This is a genomic window from Amycolatopsis sp. 195334CR (genome assembly GCF_017309385.1).
Lineage (GTDB): Bacteria > Actinomycetota > Actinomycetes > Mycobacteriales > Pseudonocardiaceae > Amycolatopsis.
In genome coordinates this window covers 2,782,126-2,800,868 of the sequence record NZ_JAFJMJ010000001.1, presented here as the reverse complement: position 1 = coordinate 2,800,868, position 18,743 = coordinate 2,782,126, and the positions used below count along the sequence as shown (strand labels likewise).

Below are 18,743 nucleotides of genomic sequence, written 5' to 3'. Positions count from 1 at the left end.
CCGATTCCGTTGCCACACAACGATTTATCCGGGGGCGCGGATAGCTATTCACCTAAGAGCGCGGGATCTGGGCGGGCAAAGGCTGTTGTCACACAACGATTCACGGCCCACGCGGGCAACGCCGTTGCCACGCAACAACTCACGGAGTCACCCGGGCAACGAATTCCATGCAGCACACGGGCCTCGTGAGCGCGATCCGTTGTCGCGCCAGGGGACTACACGTCGGGCTTGGCTGAGCGGGTGGCGCCGATCGAGGCGGCTACCACGCAGCAGATCGCCAGCCACTGGGGCACGTGCAGCGCCTCACCCAGCACGATCAACCCGGCCACGGCCGCCACCGCGGGTTCCAGGCTCATCAGGATGCCGAATACCCGCGGCGGGATCTTCCGCAGGGCCTCCAGCTCCAGCGAGTACGGGATCACCGACGACAGCAGCGCCACCATCAACCCGATGAACAGGACCCACGGGTCCAGCAGGTTCGTCCCGCTCTCGATCACCCCGGTCGGCATGGCGACCAGCGCACCGAACGCCATCGCCAGCGCCAGCCCGTTGCCCTCGCTCGTGCGACTCCCCAGTGCCGCGCCGAGCAGGATGTAGGCGCCCCAGCACAGGCCCGCCGCCAGGGCAAAACCCATCCCGAGCAGGGAGATGTCCCCGCGGGTTTCCGACAGGAGGATCACCCCGCCGGCGGCCAGCAACGCCCACACCGCGTCCCGCCAGCGGCGGGAGCCGGCGAGCGCCACACCCAGCGGGCCGAGGAACTCGATGGTCACCGCGATCCCCAGCGGGATCCGGGCGATCGCCTGGTAGAAGAAGATGTTCATGGCGGCCAGCACCAGGCCGTACCCGAGCACCACCGGCACCGCCCGGCGGCCCATCCGCAGCGCCGGGCGCCAGATCAGCAACAACACCACGGCCGCGAAGAACAGGCGCAGCGTCACCGTGCCCGACGGCCCGGTGATGGCGAACAGCTGCTTCGCGAAAGCGGCCCCGACCTGCACACTCACGATGCCGATGAGCACCTGCAACGTCGGCGGCACCGCACCGAGCGTCCGCCCGGCGAGGGCGAGGAGACCCGGCCGGGGCAGCGGTTCCCCCGCACCGCCGATGTACGCACTGACCATGGGTACGAACGTACCAATCCACTCCGACAATCCCGGATGCCGCAACCTATTGGAATAGAGCATTCCGTTCTGATACACTCATGGCATGTGGAAGAAGACGCTCGAAGCAGCCCACCAGGCCCTCCGCACCGCCGTCAACGGCGTGCCCGACGACGGGTGGGGCCTCCCCACCCCCTGCGACCAGTGGAACGTGACCCAGGTCCTCCAGCACGCCGCCGGGGACCAGCTCGGCTTCGCCGCGTTCCTCACCGGCGGGGACGGGCCGACCGAGGACCCGTTCGCGCCTTCGGGTGAACTTGACGGCAGAGACCCCAGAGAGTTGGTCGAGGCCGCCATCGACGCGGCGGCGAAGGCCTGGGCGACGGTGGACGACAACACCACCGAGGTGCCGGTGCCCGTCCCGCCCAACAAGCTGCCGGTGGCCATCGGGGCCGGGGCGTGCGCGCTCGACGCGGCGATCCACGCCTGGGACATCGCGATCGCGACCGGGCAGCCGTCGCCGCTTTCCGACGAGCTGGCCCGCGAGTTGCGGCCGACGGCCGAGGCGATCGTCGAGCCGTTGCGCGCGTATGGCGCGTACGCACCCGCCCTGAACAGCGAAAACGGCGGCGAGGCCGCGGAGTTGCTCCGCTACCTCGGCCGCCGTCCTCGCTAGGAAGCCCTCAGCCGAAGCGACCGGAGATGTAGTCTTCGGTCGCCTTCTGGTCGGGGTTCGAGAAGATCTTCTCGGTGTCGTTCAGCTCCACGAGCTGCCCCGGCTGGCCAACGCCGGCCAGGTTGAAGAAGGCCGTCTGGTCCGACACGCGCGCCGCCTGCTGCATGTTGTGCGTGACGATGACGATGGTGAACTCCTTCTTCAGCTCGGCGATCAGGTCTTCGATCGCCAGCGTCGAAATGGGGTCCAGCGCCGAGCACGGCTCGTCCATCAGCAGCACGTCCGGCTGCACGGCGATCGCCCGCGCGATGCACAACCGCTGCTGCTGACCGCCGGAGAGGCCACCGCCCGGCTTGCCGAGCCGGTCCTTGACCTCGTTCCACAGGTTCGCGCCGCGCAGCGCGCGCTCGGCCACCTCGTCCAGCTGCTTCTTGTTCTTCGTCCCGGCCAGCTTCAGCCCGGCCACCACGTTGTCCCTGATCGACATGGTGGGGAACGGGTTCGGCCGCTGGAACACCATGCCGATGGTCCGCCGGACCTGCACCGGGTCCACCGAACCGGCGTAGATGTCCTCGCCGTCCAGCAGCACCTGGCCCTCGACCCGGGCACCCGGGATCACCTCGTGCATGCGGTTCAGCGTCCGCAGCACGGTCGACTTGCCACAGCCGGACGGCCCGATGAACGCCGTCACGTTCCGCGGCGGCACCGACAGCGTCACGCTGTCCACCGCGTGGAACTTGCCGTAGTAGATGTCGACGTCCTTGACATCGATGCGCTTGGCCATCAGTTCCTACTTCTTCTTGGGGGCGACCAGGCGCCCGATGAGCGTGGCCGCGAGGTTGATCAGGGCGATGATGAGCACCAGCGTCAGCGCGGCGCCCCAGATGCGGTCGAAGCCGACACTGCCCTCGGTCATCGAGTTGGTCGCGCGCTCGTTGTTGATCAGCAGCGGCAGCGAGGCCATCTCGCCCTGGAACATGTCCCAGTGCACGAAGGACGAGTACCCGACCAGCACCAGCAGCGGCGCGGTCTCGCCCATCACCCTGGCCAGCGCCATCATGATGCCGGTGATGATGCCGGACAGCGCGGTCGGCAGCACGATCTTCACGATCGTCTTCCACTTCGGCACGCCCAGCGCGTAGGAGGCCTCGCGCAGGTCATCCGGCACGATCCGGAGCATCTCCTCCGAGGACCGCACCACCACCGGGATCATCAGCAGCACCAGCGCCAGCGACACGGCGAAGCCGTTGCGCGGCAGGCCCAGCGTGGTGACCCAGAGCGCGTAGATGAACAGCGCGGCCACGATCGACGGCACCCCGGACAGGATGTCGACCATGAACGTGGTCACCTTGGCCAGCTTCGTCCGGCTGCCGTACTCGACCAGGTAGATGGCCACCAGCAGGCCCAGCGGCACCGCGATGATGGCGCAGACCAGGCCCTGCAGCAGGGTGCCGACGATGGCGTGCAGCACGCCGCCGCCGACCTCGTCGGACAGCACCTGCGAGAAGTCCTCGGTCCACCAGTTGGTGAACGGGATGCGGGTGATCCCGCTCTCGACCACCGTCCAGAGCACCCAGACCAGCGGGATCACGGCGACCAGGAAAGCCAGCCAGACCAGCACCGTGGCCAGCCCGTTCTTGCTCTTGCGCGCCAGGCTGACCTGCTGGAACGCCGGTGTGACGGCCGGCCGGTCGGCGTCGGGAATCGTCGCGGTCATGGCTCAGTCCCCCTTCTTGTCGCCGATGATGGACCGGGCCGCGAAGTTGACCACGAAGGTCAGCAGGAACAGCACCAGACCGGCGGCGATGTAGGCGCCCGCCGAGGTGACGTCGTTGAACTCCGCGTAGTTCGAGGCGATCTTCGAGGCGAAGGTGGCACCGCCGTCGAACACGCTCCAGTCGAAGGTCCGCCCGACCGGGATGAACAGGATGATCGACAGCGCGATCGTCTCCCCGAGCGCGCGGCCGAGGCCGAGCATCGAGGCGCCGATGTAGCCCGCCTTGCCGAACGGCAGCACGGTGGTCCGGATGACCTCCCAGCGGGTGGCGCCCAGCGCCAGCGCGCCCTCGATCTGCGCGGTCGGCGTGCGCTCGAACACCTCGCGGGTGAGCGAGGTGATGATCGGCAGCAGCATCACCGCGAGCACCACGCCGGCGGTGAAGATGGTGCTGCGGATGTTCGGCGCGATGTTGCCGTCGCCGAAGATCGGGATCCAGCCGAAGGTGTCGTTGATCCACTGCGCCACCGGCTCGATGGTCGGCGCCAGGAACAGCAGGCCCCACAGCCCGAAGATGATCGACGGCACGGCGGCCAGCAGATCGATGATGTAGGCGAACGGCCTGGCCAGCCGCGGCGGGGCGTACTGGGTGAGGAACAACGCGATGCCCAGCGACACCGGCATGGCGATGACCAGCGCGACCAGCGAGGTGGCCACGGTCACCGACAGCAGGTCGGCGATGCCGAACTTCAGGTTCTTCGAGTCGCTGGTCTCCCAGACGCTGGAGAAGAAGCTGACCTGGTTCGCCTGCAGCGCGGGGATCGCCTGCAGCAGCAGGAACAACCCGATCAACCCGATCAGGATGACCACGAAGATGCCGCTGCCGGTGGTCAGGTTCTTGAAGATGCGGTCGCCCGGCCGGACCTTGCTGCCCTGCCGGGCGCGGTCGGGGGCTGGTTGCTCGGAAATCGGACCCTCCGGCACGGATGCGGACGGCGGACGCCCACCGGGGTCACCGGTGGGCGTCCGCGTCGAGGTTGGCTCGTTCATCGGCATGATCGCCTTGGCCTGTCTCTACCCTCGTCTCAAGCTGTCCGCAAGCAGGTCAGGCGATTGCCTTGACCGCGGTCAGCACCTTGTCCTGCAGGCTCTGCGGGATGGACACGTAGCCCTTCTCCGCCAGCGGCTGCTGGCCGTCGGTGGCGGCCACGTTCAGGTAGGCGCGCACCGCCTTGGCGACCTCGGGGTCGGTGTACTTCGAGCAGACGATCTCGTAGGTGACCAGCAGCAGCGGGTAGGTGCCCGCGGCCTTGGACGAGTAGATCGCGTCCAGGTCGAGCGCGAGGTCGTTGGTGCCCTCGGTCTTGAACTTCGCGCCGTCGAGCGTCTTGGCGACGTTCTCCGGGGTCAGCTCGACGCCACCGGCGCCGCTGTCGATCAGGGCCGGCTTGACGCCGTCCTTGGCGAAGGCGGCCTCGACGTAGGTGATCGCGCCGTCGGCGGCCTTGGCGGCCTCGACCACACCGTTGGACTTCTCCGCGCCGTTGCCCACGCCGCCCTTGAACTGCTTGCCGGCGCCCTGGGTCCACGCCTGCGGCGCGGCGGCCTTCAGGTACAGCTGGAAGTTGTCGGTGGTGCCCGACTCGTCCGAGCGGGAGACGACCTGGATCGGCTTGGCGGGCAGGTTCAGGCTCTCGTTGCCCTTGACCGCCTTGATCGCCGGGTCGTCCCAGGTCTTGATGCCGCCGTTGAAGATCTTGGCGGTGACCTCGGGGGTGAGCACCAGCTTGTCCACGCCCTGCAGGTTGTAGGCGACCGCGACCGGGCCGACCACCAGCGGCAGGTTCCAGGCCTCGCTGCCGGCGCAGCGCTGCTTGGCGCTCTCCACCTCGCCCTTCTCGGCGCTCAGCGGCGAGTCCGAACCGGCGAAGTCGACCTGGCCGGCGATGAACTGCTTGACCCCCGCGCCGGAGCCGCTGGGGTTGTAGTTCAGCTGCTGACCGGAGCACTTCTGCTGGTACTTCAGGTTGAAGATGTCGATCGCGGCCTTCTGGGCCGACGAACCTTCAGCCGACAGCGGGCTCTTGCCACCGCAGTCGACCTGGGCGGTGCCCGACGGCGCCGCGGCGGCGCCGGTCTGCGGGGCGCTGTTGTTGGTCGCCGCGGGGTCGGAGCCACAGGCCGTCAGCACGAGGGCGGCACCCGCCACCAGGCCGATGACCGCGTGCGGCCGCTTGATCTTCACTGCATTTCCTCCGCGTGGAAGAGAGTCCGGGGGGTTTCGGCCGCGGCGGCTGGCCGCGCCGATTCCGGACAGTAGGCAGCGACAGTGGACGGCTGACCGTCAACAAATGAACGGAAGGTGAACAAGGCGGCCATTGTGAGCAGTGCTACTAGACTCGACAGCCGCTCGTGTCCTGCCCGTGACCTGGGTGTTTGCCCACCGTGACGAGACGCTGGCTCCGGGTTAACGGGAATATTGCACGTCGACCTCGTAGCGCTGGAAACCCAGTTTCGTGTACACGGCGACGGCCGGGGCGTTGTCCCCTTCCACGTACAAGATCACCTGCTTGAGGCCGCGCTCGCGCAGGTACCGGAGCCCGGCCAGGGTCAGCGCCTTACCGAGGCCGCCGCCCTGCGCGCCGGGATCCACGCCGACCACGTAGACCTCGCCGACCGGCTCGCCGCCGAAGCGGGTCGGGTTCGGCGGGTGCACCTTCGTCCAGTGGAAGCCGATGATCTCGCCGTCGCGCTCGGCGAGGAAGAAGCCGTCGGCGTCGAACCAGGGTTCGCGCTCGGTTTCCCGCACCTCGTCGACGGTCAGCGCGCCCTGCTCGGGGTGCCAGTCGAAGGCACGCGCGTTCACCGCGACCATGGCCTGCTCGTCGCGACCGGGTTCGAAGGTGCGCAGGGAGACCCCCTCGGCGAGGGTCGGCTCTGGCCACTCCTGGCCGTCGACCTCCGCGCTGAGCACCAGGAGTTCCCGCGCGCGCTGAAGACCGAGCTTCGAAGCGATCCGCGCGGCACCGGGGTGATCACCGTGCGCCCACACGCGGAGCTCGCCGTCACGGGCGAACAGCGCCCGCGTCATCGCGGTGCCGTGACCGCGGCGGCGGTGGTCCGGGTGCACGACCAGCTCGGCGACCTGGCGGCCGAACGAGTCCCCACTGGTGTCGAGGTGGGTGTACCCGACCAGTGCCCCGTCCTCGTGCGCCAGCAGGTGCAGCCCGCCGGACGGCGGCTCGACCTCTTCCGGCCGCCCGTCGGCCTCGCGGGCGGCGCGCAACAACTCGCGCACCCGCCCGGCCTCGTCCAGTTGCTCCGACCACCGCGCGTTCGACATACCGCCAATCTATCGGCGGGAGAACTCCTGCTGCGGCACCTCGGCCTGCGGCTCGGCGGCCATCGGCTTGCTCGCGCCCTTGACCGGGCGCTCGAACTTGTAGCCCACGTTGCGCACGGTGCCGATCATCTGCTCGTGCTCCGGGCCGAGCTTGGCGCGCAGCCGCCGGACGTGCACGTCGACCGTCCGGGTGCCGCCGAAGAAGTCGTAACCCCAGACCTCCTGCAGCAGCTGGGCGCGGGTGAACACCCGGCCGGCGTGCTGCGCGAGGTACTTGAGCAGCTCGAACTCCTTGTAGGTCAGTTCGAGGGTGCGCTTGCGCAGGCGGGCGGTGTAGGTGGCCTCGTCGATCACCAGGTCGCCGATGCGGACCTCGGCGTCGGCCTGCTGGCCGCCACCGTCGCGCGTGCTGACCAGCCGCAGCCGCGCGTCCACCTCGGCCGGGCCGGCGGTGGGGAGCATGATGTCGTCGGTGCGCCACTCGGAGCTGACCGCGACCAGGCCGCCCTCGCCGACCACGGCGATCACCGGGGTGGCGGTGTCCTCGTCACCGGCGCCCTTGAGCAGCCGGCACAGGCTCTTCGCCGAGGCCAGGTCGGTACGCGCGTCCAGGAGGATCACGTCGCGGTGGCCCGCGTCGAGCAGGGCGGTGACCTCCGGCGGCCGGACGCGTACGGTGTGCGGCAGCAGATCCAACGCGGGAAGCACCGAAGTGGCATCCGGTTCCGCGGTCAGCACCAGCAGGTCCAGGCTCATCGCCACACCGCCTTATCGTTGTCGCGAGCACGCCGCTTCGGAGAACGGCTCGGGTCGGTGCTGAGTGAGAATAGCGACTGAACACGGGAAAGACATAGCGCTGCCACCTTGGTCACATCCGATCACGGCAGCTTGCGTCGATCCAGAACACCTGGTGAGAGGAAGCGCGGACGAGTGAGTGGCCCGGTGACCCAGTACGACACGAGCGCCCCACGACCCGAAGGGCGACCGCGCGGGAGGCGGGCGAGGCGGATCATCATCGTGGTGGTGGTGCTGGCCGCGATCCTCACCGCGGCGGACTTCGGGGCCGCCGCGTTCGCCGAGCACACGGTGTCCCAGAAGGCCCGTGAGCAGTTCAAGCTGACCGAGGACCCGTCGGTCACCGTGCACGGCTTCCCGTTCCTGACCCAGGCGCTCGGTGGTGAGTACGGTCACATCTCGCTGTCCGCCGCCGGGGTGCCGATCCAGGACCTCCTGCGGGACGTGGAGCTCAAGGCGGACCTGCGCGACGTGCAGGCCCCGCTGTCCGACCTGGTCGGTGGGAAGGTCGACTCGATCAAGATCGGCACGCTGGAGGGCCAGGTCAAGATCAAGGACAGCGACATCGCCAGGGTGGAGCCGCTGACCAAGATCGAGAACCTGAAGATCGACCCGGCCAGCGACGACTACGTGCTCAACGGCGGTTCCGACCCCGACGCGCCGACCACCATCGAGCCGGGCGACGAGTCGGAGGACGACGCCTCGGCCGGGGTCCGCATGTCGGGCACCCTGCAGCTGGCCGGTGAGAAGCTGGAGCTGTACTGCTTCGCGATGATCGAGCTGGACGGCGCGTCGATCCACATCACGCCCGAGCGGCTCCAGTTCGGGAATGACGGCGAGACCACCGTCGTTCCCCCTCAGGTGCAGAAGGCGCTGCTGCCCAACTTCAAGGCCACCATCGACGCCGGCAGCCTGCCGTTCGAGGTGACGCCGAAGGCGGTGCGGGTGGAGCAGGGCGCGGTGATCCTGAAGGGCGAGGCGAAGAACGTGACCTTCGCCGGAGCCGGGGCGAACGCGGGAGGGTGACTTGGTCGGCATCTGGGTGCTGCTCGGCACGCTGGTCGTGGCGACCGCGGCCGGTCTGTTGCTGCAGCGGCGGGACGGCCGGATCAAGTTCGCCAAGCCGGTGACGGAACCGGTCGGTTCCGAGGCCGCGGCACCCGCGACCGAAGCAGCCCGCACGGCGACCGGCCCCGGAACCGAAGCAGTCGAGCCGGGGCGAGACTCGACCGAGCCGGGGCACGAGCCCGCCAAGCCAGGGCGCAAGGCAACCGGGTCGGGGCACGAGGCAGCCGAGCCGGGACACGAAGCGGTCGGGCCGGTGCGCGAGGCAGCCGGGCCACAGCGCAAGGCAGCCGGGGCGAAGGGGCGGGGCGTCAGGCCCGCCACCCGGTTGCCCGCGCCGGTCGCCGAGGCGCTCGACCCGACCGCCGCGGTCACCCTGGTGCAGATCTCCACCACCTTCTGCGCGCCCTGCCGTCAGACCCGGGCGCTGCTGACCCACCTCGCGGACAAGACCGACGGGCTCCATCACGTCGACCTCGACGTGACGAACCAGCCCGAGGTCGCCCAGCGGCTCGGCGTGTTGCGCACCCCGACCACGGTGGCCTATGCCGCCGACGGTCGCGAGCTGCTCCGGGTCGGCGGCCTACCCAAGGCCCCTGACCTGCTGAAAGCCCTCGAACCACACCTCCAGCTGTCCGCATAGCGGGATCCGTCCCATCAGGTGAGCAGTGTTCCCACTCTGAGGGAAGCGTGGGTACGCTGGCGCTCGTGCACCTGCCACAGCCGGACTCCTCCATGCGGCGCTGGTTCCTGACCCAGCGGCGCGCGGTCGACCTGTGCCGGGTCCGCAGCAGCCTCTGTCGCCGCTGACGCGGTCACCGCGTCGTCGGTGACCCCTTTCTCCCCCAGCTCATTCCCCGTGCGTACCCACGCGCCCACCCGAGCCAAGGAGGTGGCATGTCGGCAGGACCAGCGGTCGATCCCCGAGGCCCCCGCTTCGCGGCCGTGCTCACCACCATCGTGCTGGCCGTCGTGCTGGTCACCGGCTGGTGGCCACTGCTGGCCGCCCAGACGGTGGTCTTCGCCATCGGCGCCTTCGTCGGGCTCAAACCGGCGCCGTACTCCCTGCTCTACCGCTACCTGGTCGCCCCGCGGCTGAAGCCGCCCACCGAGCGCGAGGACGCGGCACCGCTGCGGTTCGCGCAGGCCGTCGGCTTCGTGTTCGCGCTGGTCGGCACGATCGGCTACGCCACCGAGGTGACCGCGCTCGGGGTGGTCGCCACCGCCTTCGCGTTGTTCGCGGCCTTCCTCAACGCGGCGGTCAACTTCTGCCTCGGCTGCGAGGTGTACCTGCTGATCAGGCGGTTCGCGCCGACCGCCAAACCCACCTGAGCCGAAGAGAAAACCCGTCCCGAACCCAAGAAAGGCAGTGCCGCTCCATGAGCCGTGAAGACGTGCTGGTCACCACAGCATGGGCAGAAGAGAACCTCGACACCCCCGGTGTGGTCTTCGCCGAGGTCGACGAGGACACCACCGCCTACGACGGCGGGCACATCCGTGGCGCGGTGAAGTTCGACTGGCGCAAGGACCTGCAGGACCCGGTCCGCCGCGACTTCGTCTCCAAGGCCGGCTTCGAGGCCCTCCTCTCGGAGAAGGGCATCTCCAACGACGACCGCGTCATCCTCTACGGCGGCAACAACAACTGGTTCGCCGCCTACGCCTACTGGTACTTCAAGCTCTACGGCCACGACAACGTGCAGCTGCTCGACGGCGGCCGCAAGAAGTGGGAGCTGGACGGGCGCCCCCTCGACACCGGTGACGTCAAGCGCGAGCGCACCGAGTACCAGGCCAAGGAGCAGGACCTGTCGATCCGCGCCTTCCGCGACGAGGTCGTCCAGGCCATCGGCTCGAACAACTTCGTCGACGTGCGGTCGCCGGACGAGTTCTCCGGCAAGCTGCTCGCCCCGGCGCACCTGCCGCAGGAGCAGTCCCAGGTGCCCGGCCACATCCCCGGCGCGCTGAACGTGCCGTGGGCGAAGGTCGCCAACGAGGACGGCACCTTCAAGACCGAGGAAGAGATCAAGGAGCTGTACGCCGCGGAGGGTCTCGACGAGTCGAAGGCCACCATCGCGTACTGCCGGATCGGGGAGCGCTCCTCGATCGCCTGGTTCGCCCTGCGCGAGCTGCTCGGCTACCAGAACGTGAAGAACTACGACGGATCGTGGACCGAATACGGCTCGCTGGTCGGCGTGCCGGTCGAGACGGGAGCGAAGTGATGGCGGACGACGGTTGCGGCGCTCCGGCGCAGGAGGCCACCCCGGCCGATTTCGACACCAACGGCCAGGTCGTGCTGGCCGGCAAGGTGACCGGTGACGGCGGCCCGATCGGCGGTGCCTTCGTGCGCCTGCTCGACTCGGGCGGCGACTTCACCGGTGAGGTGGTCTCCTCGGCCGACGGCGACTTCCGCTTCTACGCGGCGCCCGGCGAGTGGACCGTGCGGGCGCTGCACCGCACCGGGAACGGTGAGGCGAGCGTCACCGCCGACGGCCCCGGCCTGCACCGGCTGGCGGTCGCGGTCTCCTGACCACGGCTTTTCGTACGAGGGGCTCTCCCGGCCGGGAGGGCCCCTCGTTTTGTGTCCGGTTATCCTGCACGCGTGCATATCTTCTTCACGGTGCTGCTGGTGCTGTCGGGAGTCCTGGTGACGTGGTTCGCCGCGTACGTGGTGTACCGCCTCTACACCGACAACCGCTGACCCCATGACCTCCGGCGACGACGCGATCCAGGCCGCGGCTGAACGCGCGGAGCAGACGCGCGCGCTCAACCTCCCCCAGTTCGACGATCTGCCCATCCCGGCCGACACGGCGAACCTGCGGGAAGGTCCCGAACTGCACGCCCAGTGCGTGCCCCTGCTGCCGCTCGTCGGCGTCTGGCGCGGTGAAGGGGAGATCAGCTACCCCACCATCGACGGCCCGCGCCGGTTCGCGCAGCAGCTGACCATCGCGCACGACGGCCGCCCGTTCCTCTACCACGAGGCGCGCTCGTGGCTGCTCGACGAGAACGGCGAGGTCATCCGCCCGGCCGCCCGCGAGACCGGCTGGTGGCGGCCGCAGCCGGACGACTCCTTCGAGCTGCTGCTCGCGCACAACACCGGCATCGTCGAGCTGTTCTACGGCGAGCCGCGCAACCTCACGTCGTGGGAGATGGCCACCGACGCGGTGGTCCGCAGCACCTCGGCCAAGGAGGTCACCGGCGCGAAGCGGCTGTACGGCCTGATCAACAACGCCGACCTCGGGTACGTCGAGGAGCGCGCGATGGTCGGCGAGGAGATGCAGCCGCACGTGTCCGCCTACCTCCGCCGCGTGGTGGGCTGAGCCGCGGCTCGATGCGCTGGCTGCCCTACGGACCCGACGCGACGCTGATCGAGTGCTCCTCGCTCGAGGAGGCCGGCGCGGTCCGTGCCGTGGTCGCCGCCGCGGCGGTGCCCGAGGTGACCGAGATAGTGCCGGGCGCACGCACCGTGCTGGTCGCGGTGGCACCCGGATCCGGCGCACTCGGCGAGATCCGTGCCCTGGTCGAAGCCGCCGACCTCGACCACCCGCCGTCCGGTGAGCCGCGGGAGATCACCATCGACGTGCACTACGACGGTGACGACCTCGACGAGGTGGCGCGGACCGCGGGCATCAGCACCGCGGACGTGGTCGACCTGCACACCGGCGCCGAGTACACCGTCGCGTTCACCGGTTTCGCGCCCGGTTTCGGGTACCTGACCGGGTTGCCGGAACCGCTCCGGCAGTCGCGTTTGGACAGTCCGAGGACGCGGGTGCCCGCCGGTTCGGTCGGCCTGGCCGGGGAGTTCACCGGGGTCTACCCGCGCTCCTCGCCGGGCGGCTGGCGGTTGATCGGGCGCACCGAGACCGCGTTGTTCGATCCACGCGCCGAGCGGCCCGCCCTGCTCTCGCCCGGTGACCGCGTGCGCTTCCGGAGTGTCCGATGAGGACACTCGAGGTGCTGGCCCCCGGCCCGGCCGCACTGGTGCAGGACCTGGGCAGGCCGGGGCTGGCGCACCTGGGCGTACCGCCGTCGGGTGCGCTGGACCAGCCCGCGCTGCGCCTGGCGAACCGGCTCACCGGCAATCCCGAGTCCGCGGCGGGCATCGAGGCGCTGCTCGGCGGGCTGCGGCTGCGCGCGGGGGCGTCCTGCACGATCGCGGTGACCGGCGCGGCGGTGTCCGTCACCGTCGACGGCAGGCCGGTCGGCTCGCACGTCCCGGTGCACCTGCGCACCGGCCAGACCGTCGCGCTCGGCACGCCCGCCCGCGGTTTGCGGTGCTACCTGGCGGTTTCCGGCGGCATCGCGGTCGCGCCGGAACTGCGGAGCCGGTCGCGGGACGTGCTCTCCGAGATCGGGCCGCCACCGCTCGCCGCCGGTGACGTGCTGCCGGTGGGTGCCCCGACCGGGGTCCCGGCGGGCGTGGACGTGCTGGCGCCACCGTCCTTTCCCGACGAGCTGAGCGTGCCGGTGCGCTTGGGCCCGCGCGACGACTGGTTCGACGACGCCGCCGCGCAACTGGCCGGGCCGTGGACGGTCACCCCGGAGTCCAACCGGGTGGGCCTGCGGCTCGACGGACCGGCGTTGCGCCGATCGGCTGACCGTGCCGGGGCGGAACTACCCAGCGAAGGCATCCTCACCGGGGCCGTGCAACTGCCGCCGAGCGGCCTGCCAGTGGTTTTCCTCGCCGACCACCCGAGCACCGGCGGTTATCCGGTACTCGGTGTAGTGGGAGCGAAATCACTCGCCGCACTGGCACAGGCACGGCCAGGAACCAAGCTGCGCTTCCGCTCGTCGACCTGAGTATGGAAGAGGTGACGGTGAGCGGCAACGAAGGCGTTGTCGACATCAGGGGGAGAGTTGCCGAGCAGGACTACGTCGAGAGCCTGCTGTACCTGCGCGGCTCGGTGGCGGCGCTGGACAGTTCGGCGTACGAGGGGTCGATCGGCAGGCTGGTGGCGCGGGCGCCGGCCGCACCGGCCCGGCCGGAGATGACCGACCGGCTGCGCATCGCGCTGGCCACCGGGCAGATCCGGCGGCCGCTGACCGAGACGCTGCGGCCGCTGACGGACCTGCTCGCGGACGGGCGGTACGAGCTGAGCGGTCCGGAGCCGCTGTTCACCGCGGCCGCCGAGCAGCGCGACTGGTACGTCATGGGGGTCGAGGCGGACGAGCCGAAGTGGCTCTACGAGGACGAACCGGACCGCTACCTGGTGCCCACGGAGGAGTGGCCGCCCGCCGACGAACCGCGGGTCGGCTATTACCGGACGGCCATCCGCGCCGGGTACCGGCCGACCGCGGCGCTGCTGCACCTCGCGGGCAAGCGGCGCTACAGCGGGTTCATCCTGGACGGGCACCACAAGGTGGCGGCCTACCTGGCCGAGAAGGTGGTGCCGCAGGTGGTGCGCATCTCGCGGCTGGACGCGCCGCCGATCACCGCCGCCGAGGTGCGCGGCGCGTTCAGCGACAAGGCGCTGGCGCACCGCGACTTCGGCAGCCTGCTGAGCGTGCTGGATCAGGCGTAGACGGCTTCGTAGGCCGCGCTCAGCTCCTGGTGCAGTGCGGTGGCGTCGGGCAGGGCCTTGCCGTCGAGGGTGTGCACCCTGGTCAGCTTGCGCACCGAGGAGGCGAGGAAGAGGCCGTCGCCGGAGTGCAGGTCGTCCACCGTCAGGTCCTCGATCTTGGCGGTGAACCCGGCGCGCTCGGCACCGCGGTAGACGGCGGCCTGCGTGGTGCCGGGCAGGATGCCGATGTTCGGGGGCGGGGTGGACAGCGTCCGGCCGCGCACCAGCACCACGGTCGCGGTCGGGCCTTCGAGCACCGATCCGTCGGTAGCGGTGAAAATCACATCCGACGCCCCGCGGCGGTCGGCCTCGCGCAACGCGGCCATGTTCACCCCGTAGGAGAGGGACTTCGCGCCGAGCAGCAGCCAGGGCGCGCGCTCGGCCAGCCCGGGGTCGATGCCGCGGTCGAGGGTCACCGCGGCGACGCCCTCGGCCCGCGCGCGCAACACCTTCGGATCGATCTCCAGCCCGAGCGCGAACGCGGTCGGCTCGGCGGCGGGATCGCCCTCCAACCCCCTGGTGTAGACCAGTTTCACCGCGATTTCGCCGTCGCCTGGCCAGTTCTCGACGACCTGCCGGACGGCCCGCTCCCAGGCCGCCGCGTCGGGCTCGGGCAGGTCGAGCATGGCCGCCGACCGGGCCAGCCGGTCGAGGTGCGGGCCCAGCTCCCTTGGCTCGCCGTCGGCCACCAGGATCGTTTCGAAGACCCCGTCCCCGCGGAGCAGGCCGAGATCGGTGACCCGGAGGTGGGCGGCGTCGGGATCGGCCAGAGTTCCGTCCAGGAAAGCAAGCACGCGCATACGCCGACCCTACTCACTAGCATGGGGACATGCCCTACAGCTCACCCTTGCTGGAACTTCCGCGCGCGGTCCCGACCCCGGACCACCACCCGGAGGCAGGCGTGCCCTGGCACTGGGGTGATCCGTTCGCCGAGCAGCGCACCGCCGCCCGGTCGGTGGCGGTGGTCGACCGCTCGCACCGCGAGTTCATCAGCGTCAGCGGCCCGGAACGGTTGTCCTGGCTGCACTTGGTGATCTCCCAGCACGTCACCGGACTCCCGGCGGACAGCGGTACCGAGGCACTCGTGCTCGACACGCACGGCCGGGTGGAGTCGCACATGGTGCTCGCCCACACCGGCGACACCGTGCACCTGGACACCGATCCGGGCGCGGTGGCCACCAGCGCCCTGCCCAAGGGCGGGCAGCAGCCGCTGATCGGCTACCTGGAGGCGATGAAGTTCTGGTCCCAAGTGGACATTCGGGACACCACCGCCGAGCACGCGCTGCTCACCCTGCTCGGCCCCGAGTCCGGCCGGATCCTCGACGCGCTGGGCATTTCGCTCGGCGACGCGCCGTACGACGTCGCCTCGTTCGAGGGTGGTTTCGCGCGGCGCATGCCGTGGCCCGGCCGCAGCAGCGTCGACCTGGTGGTGCCGCGCGCCGACCTCGCCGACTGGTGGACCCGCATCACCGACGCGGGTGCCCGGCCCGCCGGCAGCTGGACCTACGACGCGCTGCGCGTGGAATCGCTGCACGCCCGCGTCGGCGTGGACACCGACGAGCGCACGATTCCGCACGAGGTGAACTGGATCGGCTCCGCCGCCCACGTGGCGAAGGGCTGCTACCGCGGCCAGGAGACGGTCTCGAAGGTGCACAACGTCGGCCGCCCGCCGCGGCAGATGGTGCTGCTGCACCTGGACGGGTCGCCCGAAATCACCCCCGAGACGGGTGATCCGGTGCTGCTCGGCGAGAAGACCGTCGGCCGGGTGGGCAGCGTCATCCAGCACCACGAACTCGGCCCGATCGCGCTCGCCCTGCTCAAGCGGTCCGCGCCGACCACGGAAGAACTGCTGGCCGGTGCCGAGGACCGGCGCATCCAGGCCACCGTCGACCCCGACTCGGTACCCGCGGAGAAGGCCGCGCCGGGGCGCGAAGCGGCTGCCCGGCTGCGTGGCTGAGCGAGTGGTCCCTTCCGGATGCGAAATTTTGCGCCACACTGGTACCTCATCGCGGAACCGGGGGGCAGCACGAAGGATGATCACGTGATTGAAGTCCGGCCTGGTGGGCGCCGTCGCATCGACCGCGTCCTGAACCCCGAATACGTGCGCGGGCTCGACGACCTCACGCTCAACACGCTGCGCGAGCGCCGCAACGAGGCCGCGCAGGAGGAGACCGATCTGTCCTACCTGCGCCGCGTGCTGCACGCCCGCATCGACATCGTGCGTGCCGAGCAGCAGCGCCGCTCCAGCGGTGAGCTGTCCGGCAGCGTGGTCGACCAGTTGGCCACCATTCTCGCGGACAACGCGCTCGGCCCGGCCGCGCTCGGCAGGCTCCAGCAGCTGGAGCCGTCACGGGCGGGCGACTACCGGCGGCAGGCCGAGGCGCTGGCCGGCGACTCCGGGCTCACCGACGTCACCGAGCTGACCGACGAGAAGCTGGCCGGCACGCTCGCCGACTACCACCGCGCCGAGGAGTCCGTCTCCGCGCGCCGCCGCGAGGTGCAGGTGGTGGTCGACACCATCAACGGCGAGATCGCCGGCCGCTACGCCGAGGGGCTGGCCTCGGTCGACGAACTGCTCGCCAGTGAACGAGGGAAACGCGAGGACGCTTCTTGAACCCCACGCTCGTCGAGGTGGTCCGCTCCGGTTTCACCGAGAGCTTCCACCGCGGGTCGTTGCTGATCACCGGACCCGGCGGCGAGCCGGTGCTAGAACTGGGTGAGACCCGGGTCCCGGTGTACCCGCGGTCGTCGAACAAACCGCTGCAGGCGCTCGGCATGCTGCGGGCCGGGCTGGAGGTCGACGACGAGGACCTCGCCATCATCTGCGCCTCGCACAACGGCGAGCCCGAGCACGTCCGCCGGGTCGCCGAGCTGCTGGCGCGGCACGGCCTGAGCGAAGCGGACCTCCGGTGCCCGGCCGACTACCCGCTGCACGGGCCGAGCCGGATCGACGCCATCCGCGCCGGTGCGCCCGACCGGCTGGCGATGAACTGTTCCGGCAAGCACGCGGGCATGCTGGTCACCTGCGTGCAGCGCGGCTGGTCGACCGAGGACTACCTGTCGCCGGACCACAAGCTCCAGCGGATCATCGGCGAGGCCATCGAGGACCTGATCGGTGAGGAGATCGCGCACACCGGGGTCGACGGCTGCGGCGCGCCCCTGTTCGCCTTCTCGCTGGCCGGGCTCGCGCGCTCGTTCTCGCGCCTGACCACCTCGGACGACGAAGCCGAGCGCCGGATCGACCGGTGCATGCGGGCGAACCCGTGGCTGATCGGCGGCACCGGCCGCGAGGACACCGTGCTGATGCTGGCGGTCGATGGCCTGCTCGCCAAGGGCGGCGCGGAGGGCGTGCACGCGGTGGCCCTGCCGGACGGCTCCGCGATCACGGTGAAGATCGACGACGGTGGCCAGCGCGTCCGCGAGGCGGTGCTGGTGACTGCGTTGCGCAAGCTCGGGCACACCCCGGCCTCCGACGCGGCAGCGTCCGTTTTGGACGGTCTCGCGCGCGGGGCCGGCTGGGTGCTCGGCGGTGGGCGCGAGGTCGGCGAGTTCCGGGTGACGTTCTAGTTGAACCGCTCGCGGGCGGCGAGCTCGCTCCAGTAGTCGCGCAGCTCGCCGAACAGCTCGGCCAGCTCCTCGACATTGCCCTCGCGCAGGGCGTCGAGGATGTTGTGCACGTCCTCGGCGGATTTGTCCGATTCCAGGATCGGGTCGGCGATCAACTGCACGAGGCCGCCGTAGTCCAGCTCGACCGCGGAGTTGGGGTGGAAGTGCGAGAGCCAGCGCCCGGTCTCCTCCAGCACGCGGCCGGGGCCCGAGTCGCCGAAGGTCTGCTCGACCAGCTCGTAGGCCTCCTCGACCCGGCGCTGGGCGTCGCCCATGGCCACCCGCCAGGACAGCTCGCGGCGGGGGTCGTGCCGGGACGAGCCGAGCACCAGCCGCCGCTGGTCCGGGTCGACCAGGGCGAACCACGGCAGCGGCACGGTCCAGGTGGTGGACAGCACGTGCACCACCGAGCCGCGCAGCTCGCCGAGCGCGGCGGCGGTCCTGGCCCGGATGGACTCGGCGGTCACCCCGCCGGCGGTCAGCACGGCGGCTCGCAGCGCGGGGTGCGCGTCGCCGAGGAAGTTGACCAGTGCCGCGGCCGAGCGGGCGCGGAGTTCCAGCGGGCAGACCAGCGGGCCGGGGCCGACCTCGGCACCGCCGTCGGGCACCACCGGCACCTCGGCCGGATCGAGCACCAGCAGGTCGGTCTTCGCACTCGGCGCGGGGCGGCCGTCGACCAGCTCCGCCGGCAGCAACCGGGCGGGCGTGGTGACCTGTGACCTGAGCCACATCCGCTGTTCGCGCTCGCCGACGCTGGCGCGGGTCAGCTTGGCTCTCTCGACCGCCTCGACCAGGCGCGGGTCGACGGTGTCGCCGAACGCGGACAGCGGCTCGTACACCCTGAGGTAGGCCACGAACGGACGAAGCACCCGTGAATCGTGAC

General features: G+C 70.5%; 23 protein-coding genes. 14 read left to right on the top strand and 9 right to left on the bottom strand.

Annotated elements, in window-relative coordinates; all coding sequences use genetic code 11:
* Positions 1-215: 215 nt before the first annotated feature.
* On the bottom strand, positions 216-1,124 hold the full coding sequence (locus tag JYK18_RS13675) for a DMT family transporter (RefSeq protein WP_206802434.1): 909 nt from the start codon (positions 1,122-1,124) through the stop codon (positions 216-218).
* Between the two features lie 85 nt (positions 1,125-1,209).
* Between JYK18_RS13675 and JYK18_RS13670 the strand changes: the two genes are divergently transcribed.
* A complete protein-coding gene (locus JYK18_RS13670; RefSeq protein ID WP_206802433.1) occupies positions 1,210-1,779 on the top strand; it encodes a TIGR03086 family metal-binding protein in 570 nt (189 codons plus the stop codon).
* A gap of 7 nt (positions 1,780-1,786) precedes the next feature.
* Here the strand turns inward: JYK18_RS13670 and pstB are convergent, their stop codons facing one another.
* From pstB to JYK18_RS13640, 6 genes are all read right to left on the bottom strand, one after another.
* The gene (gene pstB, locus JYK18_RS13665) at positions 1,787-2,563 is read right to left on the bottom strand and encodes a phosphate ABC transporter ATP-binding protein PstB (RefSeq protein ID WP_206802432.1); all 777 of its coding nucleotides are present in this window, start codon (positions 2,561-2,563) and stop codon (positions 1,787-1,789) included.
* A 6-nt stretch (positions 2,564-2,569) separates the two neighbouring features.
* A complete protein-coding gene (gene pstA / locus JYK18_RS13660) occupies positions 2,570-3,496 on the bottom strand; it encodes a phosphate ABC transporter permease PstA (RefSeq protein ID WP_206802431.1) in 927 nt (308 codons plus the stop codon).
* 3 nt (positions 3,497-3,499) lie between these two features.
* Positions 3,500-4,546 carry a phosphate ABC transporter permease subunit PstC gene (gene pstC, locus JYK18_RS13655; RefSeq protein WP_206802430.1) on the bottom strand — a complete coding sequence of 349 codons (1,047 nt, stop codon included), beginning with the start codon at positions 4,544-4,546 and terminating at the stop codon, positions 3,500-3,502.
* 55 nt (positions 4,547-4,601) lie between these two features.
* Positions 4,602-5,741, bottom strand: a complete 1,140-nt coding sequence (pstS, locus tag JYK18_RS13650; protein ID WP_206802429.1) for a phosphate ABC transporter substrate-binding protein PstS — start codon at positions 5,739-5,741, stop codon at positions 4,602-4,604.
* Between the two features lie 222 nt (positions 5,742-5,963).
* Complete coding sequence (gene mshD, locus JYK18_RS13645; RefSeq protein ID WP_206802428.1) at positions 5,964-6,839, bottom strand: mycothiol synthase; 876 nt, start codon at positions 6,837-6,839, stop codon at positions 5,964-5,966.
* A gap of 9 nt (positions 6,840-6,848) precedes the next feature.
* Positions 6,849-7,595: a response regulator transcription factor gene (locus JYK18_RS13640; protein ID WP_206802427.1), complete on the bottom strand. Its 747-nt coding sequence runs from the start codon at positions 7,593-7,595 to the stop codon at positions 6,849-6,851.
* A 186-nt stretch (positions 7,596-7,781) separates the two neighbouring features.
* Here JYK18_RS13640 and JYK18_RS13635 point away from each other — a divergent pair, with 186 nt between their 5' ends.
* The 10 genes from JYK18_RS13635 to JYK18_RS47990 all read left to right on the top strand — a co-directional run bounded on the left by JYK18_RS13635 (position 7,782) and on the right by JYK18_RS47990 (position 14,215).
* Complete coding sequence (locus JYK18_RS13635) at positions 7,782-8,660, top strand: DUF2993 domain-containing protein (RefSeq protein ID WP_307795899.1); 879 nt, start codon at positions 7,782-7,784, stop codon at positions 8,658-8,660.
* A 295-nt stretch (positions 8,661-8,955) separates the two neighbouring features.
* Positions 8,956-9,342, top strand: coding sequence for a thioredoxin family protein (locus JYK18_RS13630; RefSeq protein WP_206804218.1), 387 nt, complete (start codon positions 8,956-8,958; stop codon positions 9,340-9,342).
* A gap of 65 nt (positions 9,343-9,407) precedes the next feature.
* Positions 9,408-9,509 (top strand): putative leader peptide, encoded by a 102-nt coding sequence (locus JYK18_RS48295; RefSeq protein ID WP_374195014.1) that lies wholly within the window; start codon positions 9,408-9,410, stop codon positions 9,507-9,509.
* A gap of 87 nt (positions 9,510-9,596) precedes the next feature.
* The gene (locus JYK18_RS13625) at positions 9,597-10,031 is read left to right on the top strand and encodes a DUF4395 domain-containing protein (RefSeq protein WP_206802425.1); all 435 of its coding nucleotides are present in this window, start codon (positions 9,597-9,599) and stop codon (positions 10,029-10,031) included.
* A 47-nt stretch (positions 10,032-10,078) separates the two neighbouring features.
* Positions 10,079-10,915, top strand: a complete 837-nt coding sequence (locus JYK18_RS13620) for a sulfurtransferase (RefSeq protein ID WP_206802424.1) — start codon at positions 10,079-10,081, stop codon at positions 10,913-10,915.
* Positions 10,915-11,223 carry a DUF1416 domain-containing protein gene (locus JYK18_RS13615; protein WP_162788664.1) on the top strand — a complete coding sequence of 103 codons (309 nt, stop codon included), beginning with the start codon at positions 10,915-10,917 and terminating at the stop codon, positions 11,221-11,223. The genes JYK18_RS13620 and JYK18_RS13615 overlap by 1 nt, the downstream gene beginning before the upstream one ends.
* 175 nt (positions 11,224-11,398) lie before the next feature.
* A complete protein-coding gene (locus JYK18_RS13610) occupies positions 11,399-12,013 on the top strand; it encodes an FABP family protein (protein ID WP_206802423.1) in 615 nt (204 codons plus the stop codon).
* A gap of 11 nt (positions 12,014-12,024) precedes the next feature.
* A complete protein-coding gene (gene pxpB, locus JYK18_RS13605) occupies positions 12,025-12,636 on the top strand; it encodes a 5-oxoprolinase subunit PxpB (RefSeq protein ID WP_206802422.1) in 612 nt (203 codons plus the stop codon).
* On the top strand, positions 12,633-13,493 hold the full coding sequence (locus JYK18_RS13600; protein WP_206802421.1) for a biotin-dependent carboxyltransferase family protein: 861 nt from the start codon (positions 12,633-12,635) through the stop codon (positions 13,491-13,493). Before pxpB ends, JYK18_RS13600 begins: the two co-directional genes overlap by 4 nt.
* Before the next feature lie 17 nt (positions 13,494-13,510).
* Positions 13,511-14,215, top strand: a complete 705-nt coding sequence (locus tag JYK18_RS47990; protein WP_307795898.1) for a hypothetical protein — start codon at positions 13,511-13,513, stop codon at positions 14,213-14,215.
* Here JYK18_RS47990 and JYK18_RS13590 read toward each other — a convergent pair.
* Complete coding sequence (locus JYK18_RS13590) at positions 14,206-15,054, bottom strand: aminodeoxychorismate lyase (protein ID WP_206802420.1); 849 nt, start codon at positions 15,052-15,054, stop codon at positions 14,206-14,208. The genes JYK18_RS47990 and JYK18_RS13590 overlap by 10 nt on opposite strands.
* Before the next feature lie 29 nt (positions 15,055-15,083).
* Between JYK18_RS13590 and JYK18_RS13585 the strand changes: the two genes are divergently transcribed.
* The 3 genes from JYK18_RS13585 to JYK18_RS13575 all read left to right on the top strand — a co-directional run bounded on the left by JYK18_RS13585 (position 15,084) and on the right by JYK18_RS13575 (position 17,821).
* Positions 15,084-16,211: a folate-binding protein YgfZ gene (locus JYK18_RS13585; protein WP_206802419.1), complete on the top strand. Its 1,128-nt coding sequence runs from the start codon at positions 15,084-15,086 to the stop codon at positions 16,209-16,211.
* An 84-nt stretch (positions 16,212-16,295) separates the two neighbouring features.
* On the top strand, positions 16,296-16,868 hold the full coding sequence (locus JYK18_RS13580; RefSeq protein ID WP_206802418.1) for an aerial mycelium formation protein: 573 nt from the start codon (positions 16,296-16,298) through the stop codon (positions 16,866-16,868).
* Positions 16,865-17,821, top strand: a complete 957-nt coding sequence (locus tag JYK18_RS13575; RefSeq protein ID WP_206802417.1) for an asparaginase — start codon at positions 16,865-16,867, stop codon at positions 17,819-17,821. Before JYK18_RS13580 ends, JYK18_RS13575 begins: the two co-directional genes overlap by 4 nt.
* Here the strand turns inward: JYK18_RS13575 and JYK18_RS13570 are convergent.
* Positions 17,818-18,729 (bottom strand): hypothetical protein, encoded by a 912-nt coding sequence (locus JYK18_RS13570; RefSeq protein ID WP_206802416.1) that lies wholly within the window; start codon positions 18,727-18,729, stop codon positions 17,818-17,820. The genes JYK18_RS13575 and JYK18_RS13570 overlap by 4 nt on opposite strands.
* Between the last annotated feature and the right edge of the window lie 14 nt (positions 18,730-18,743).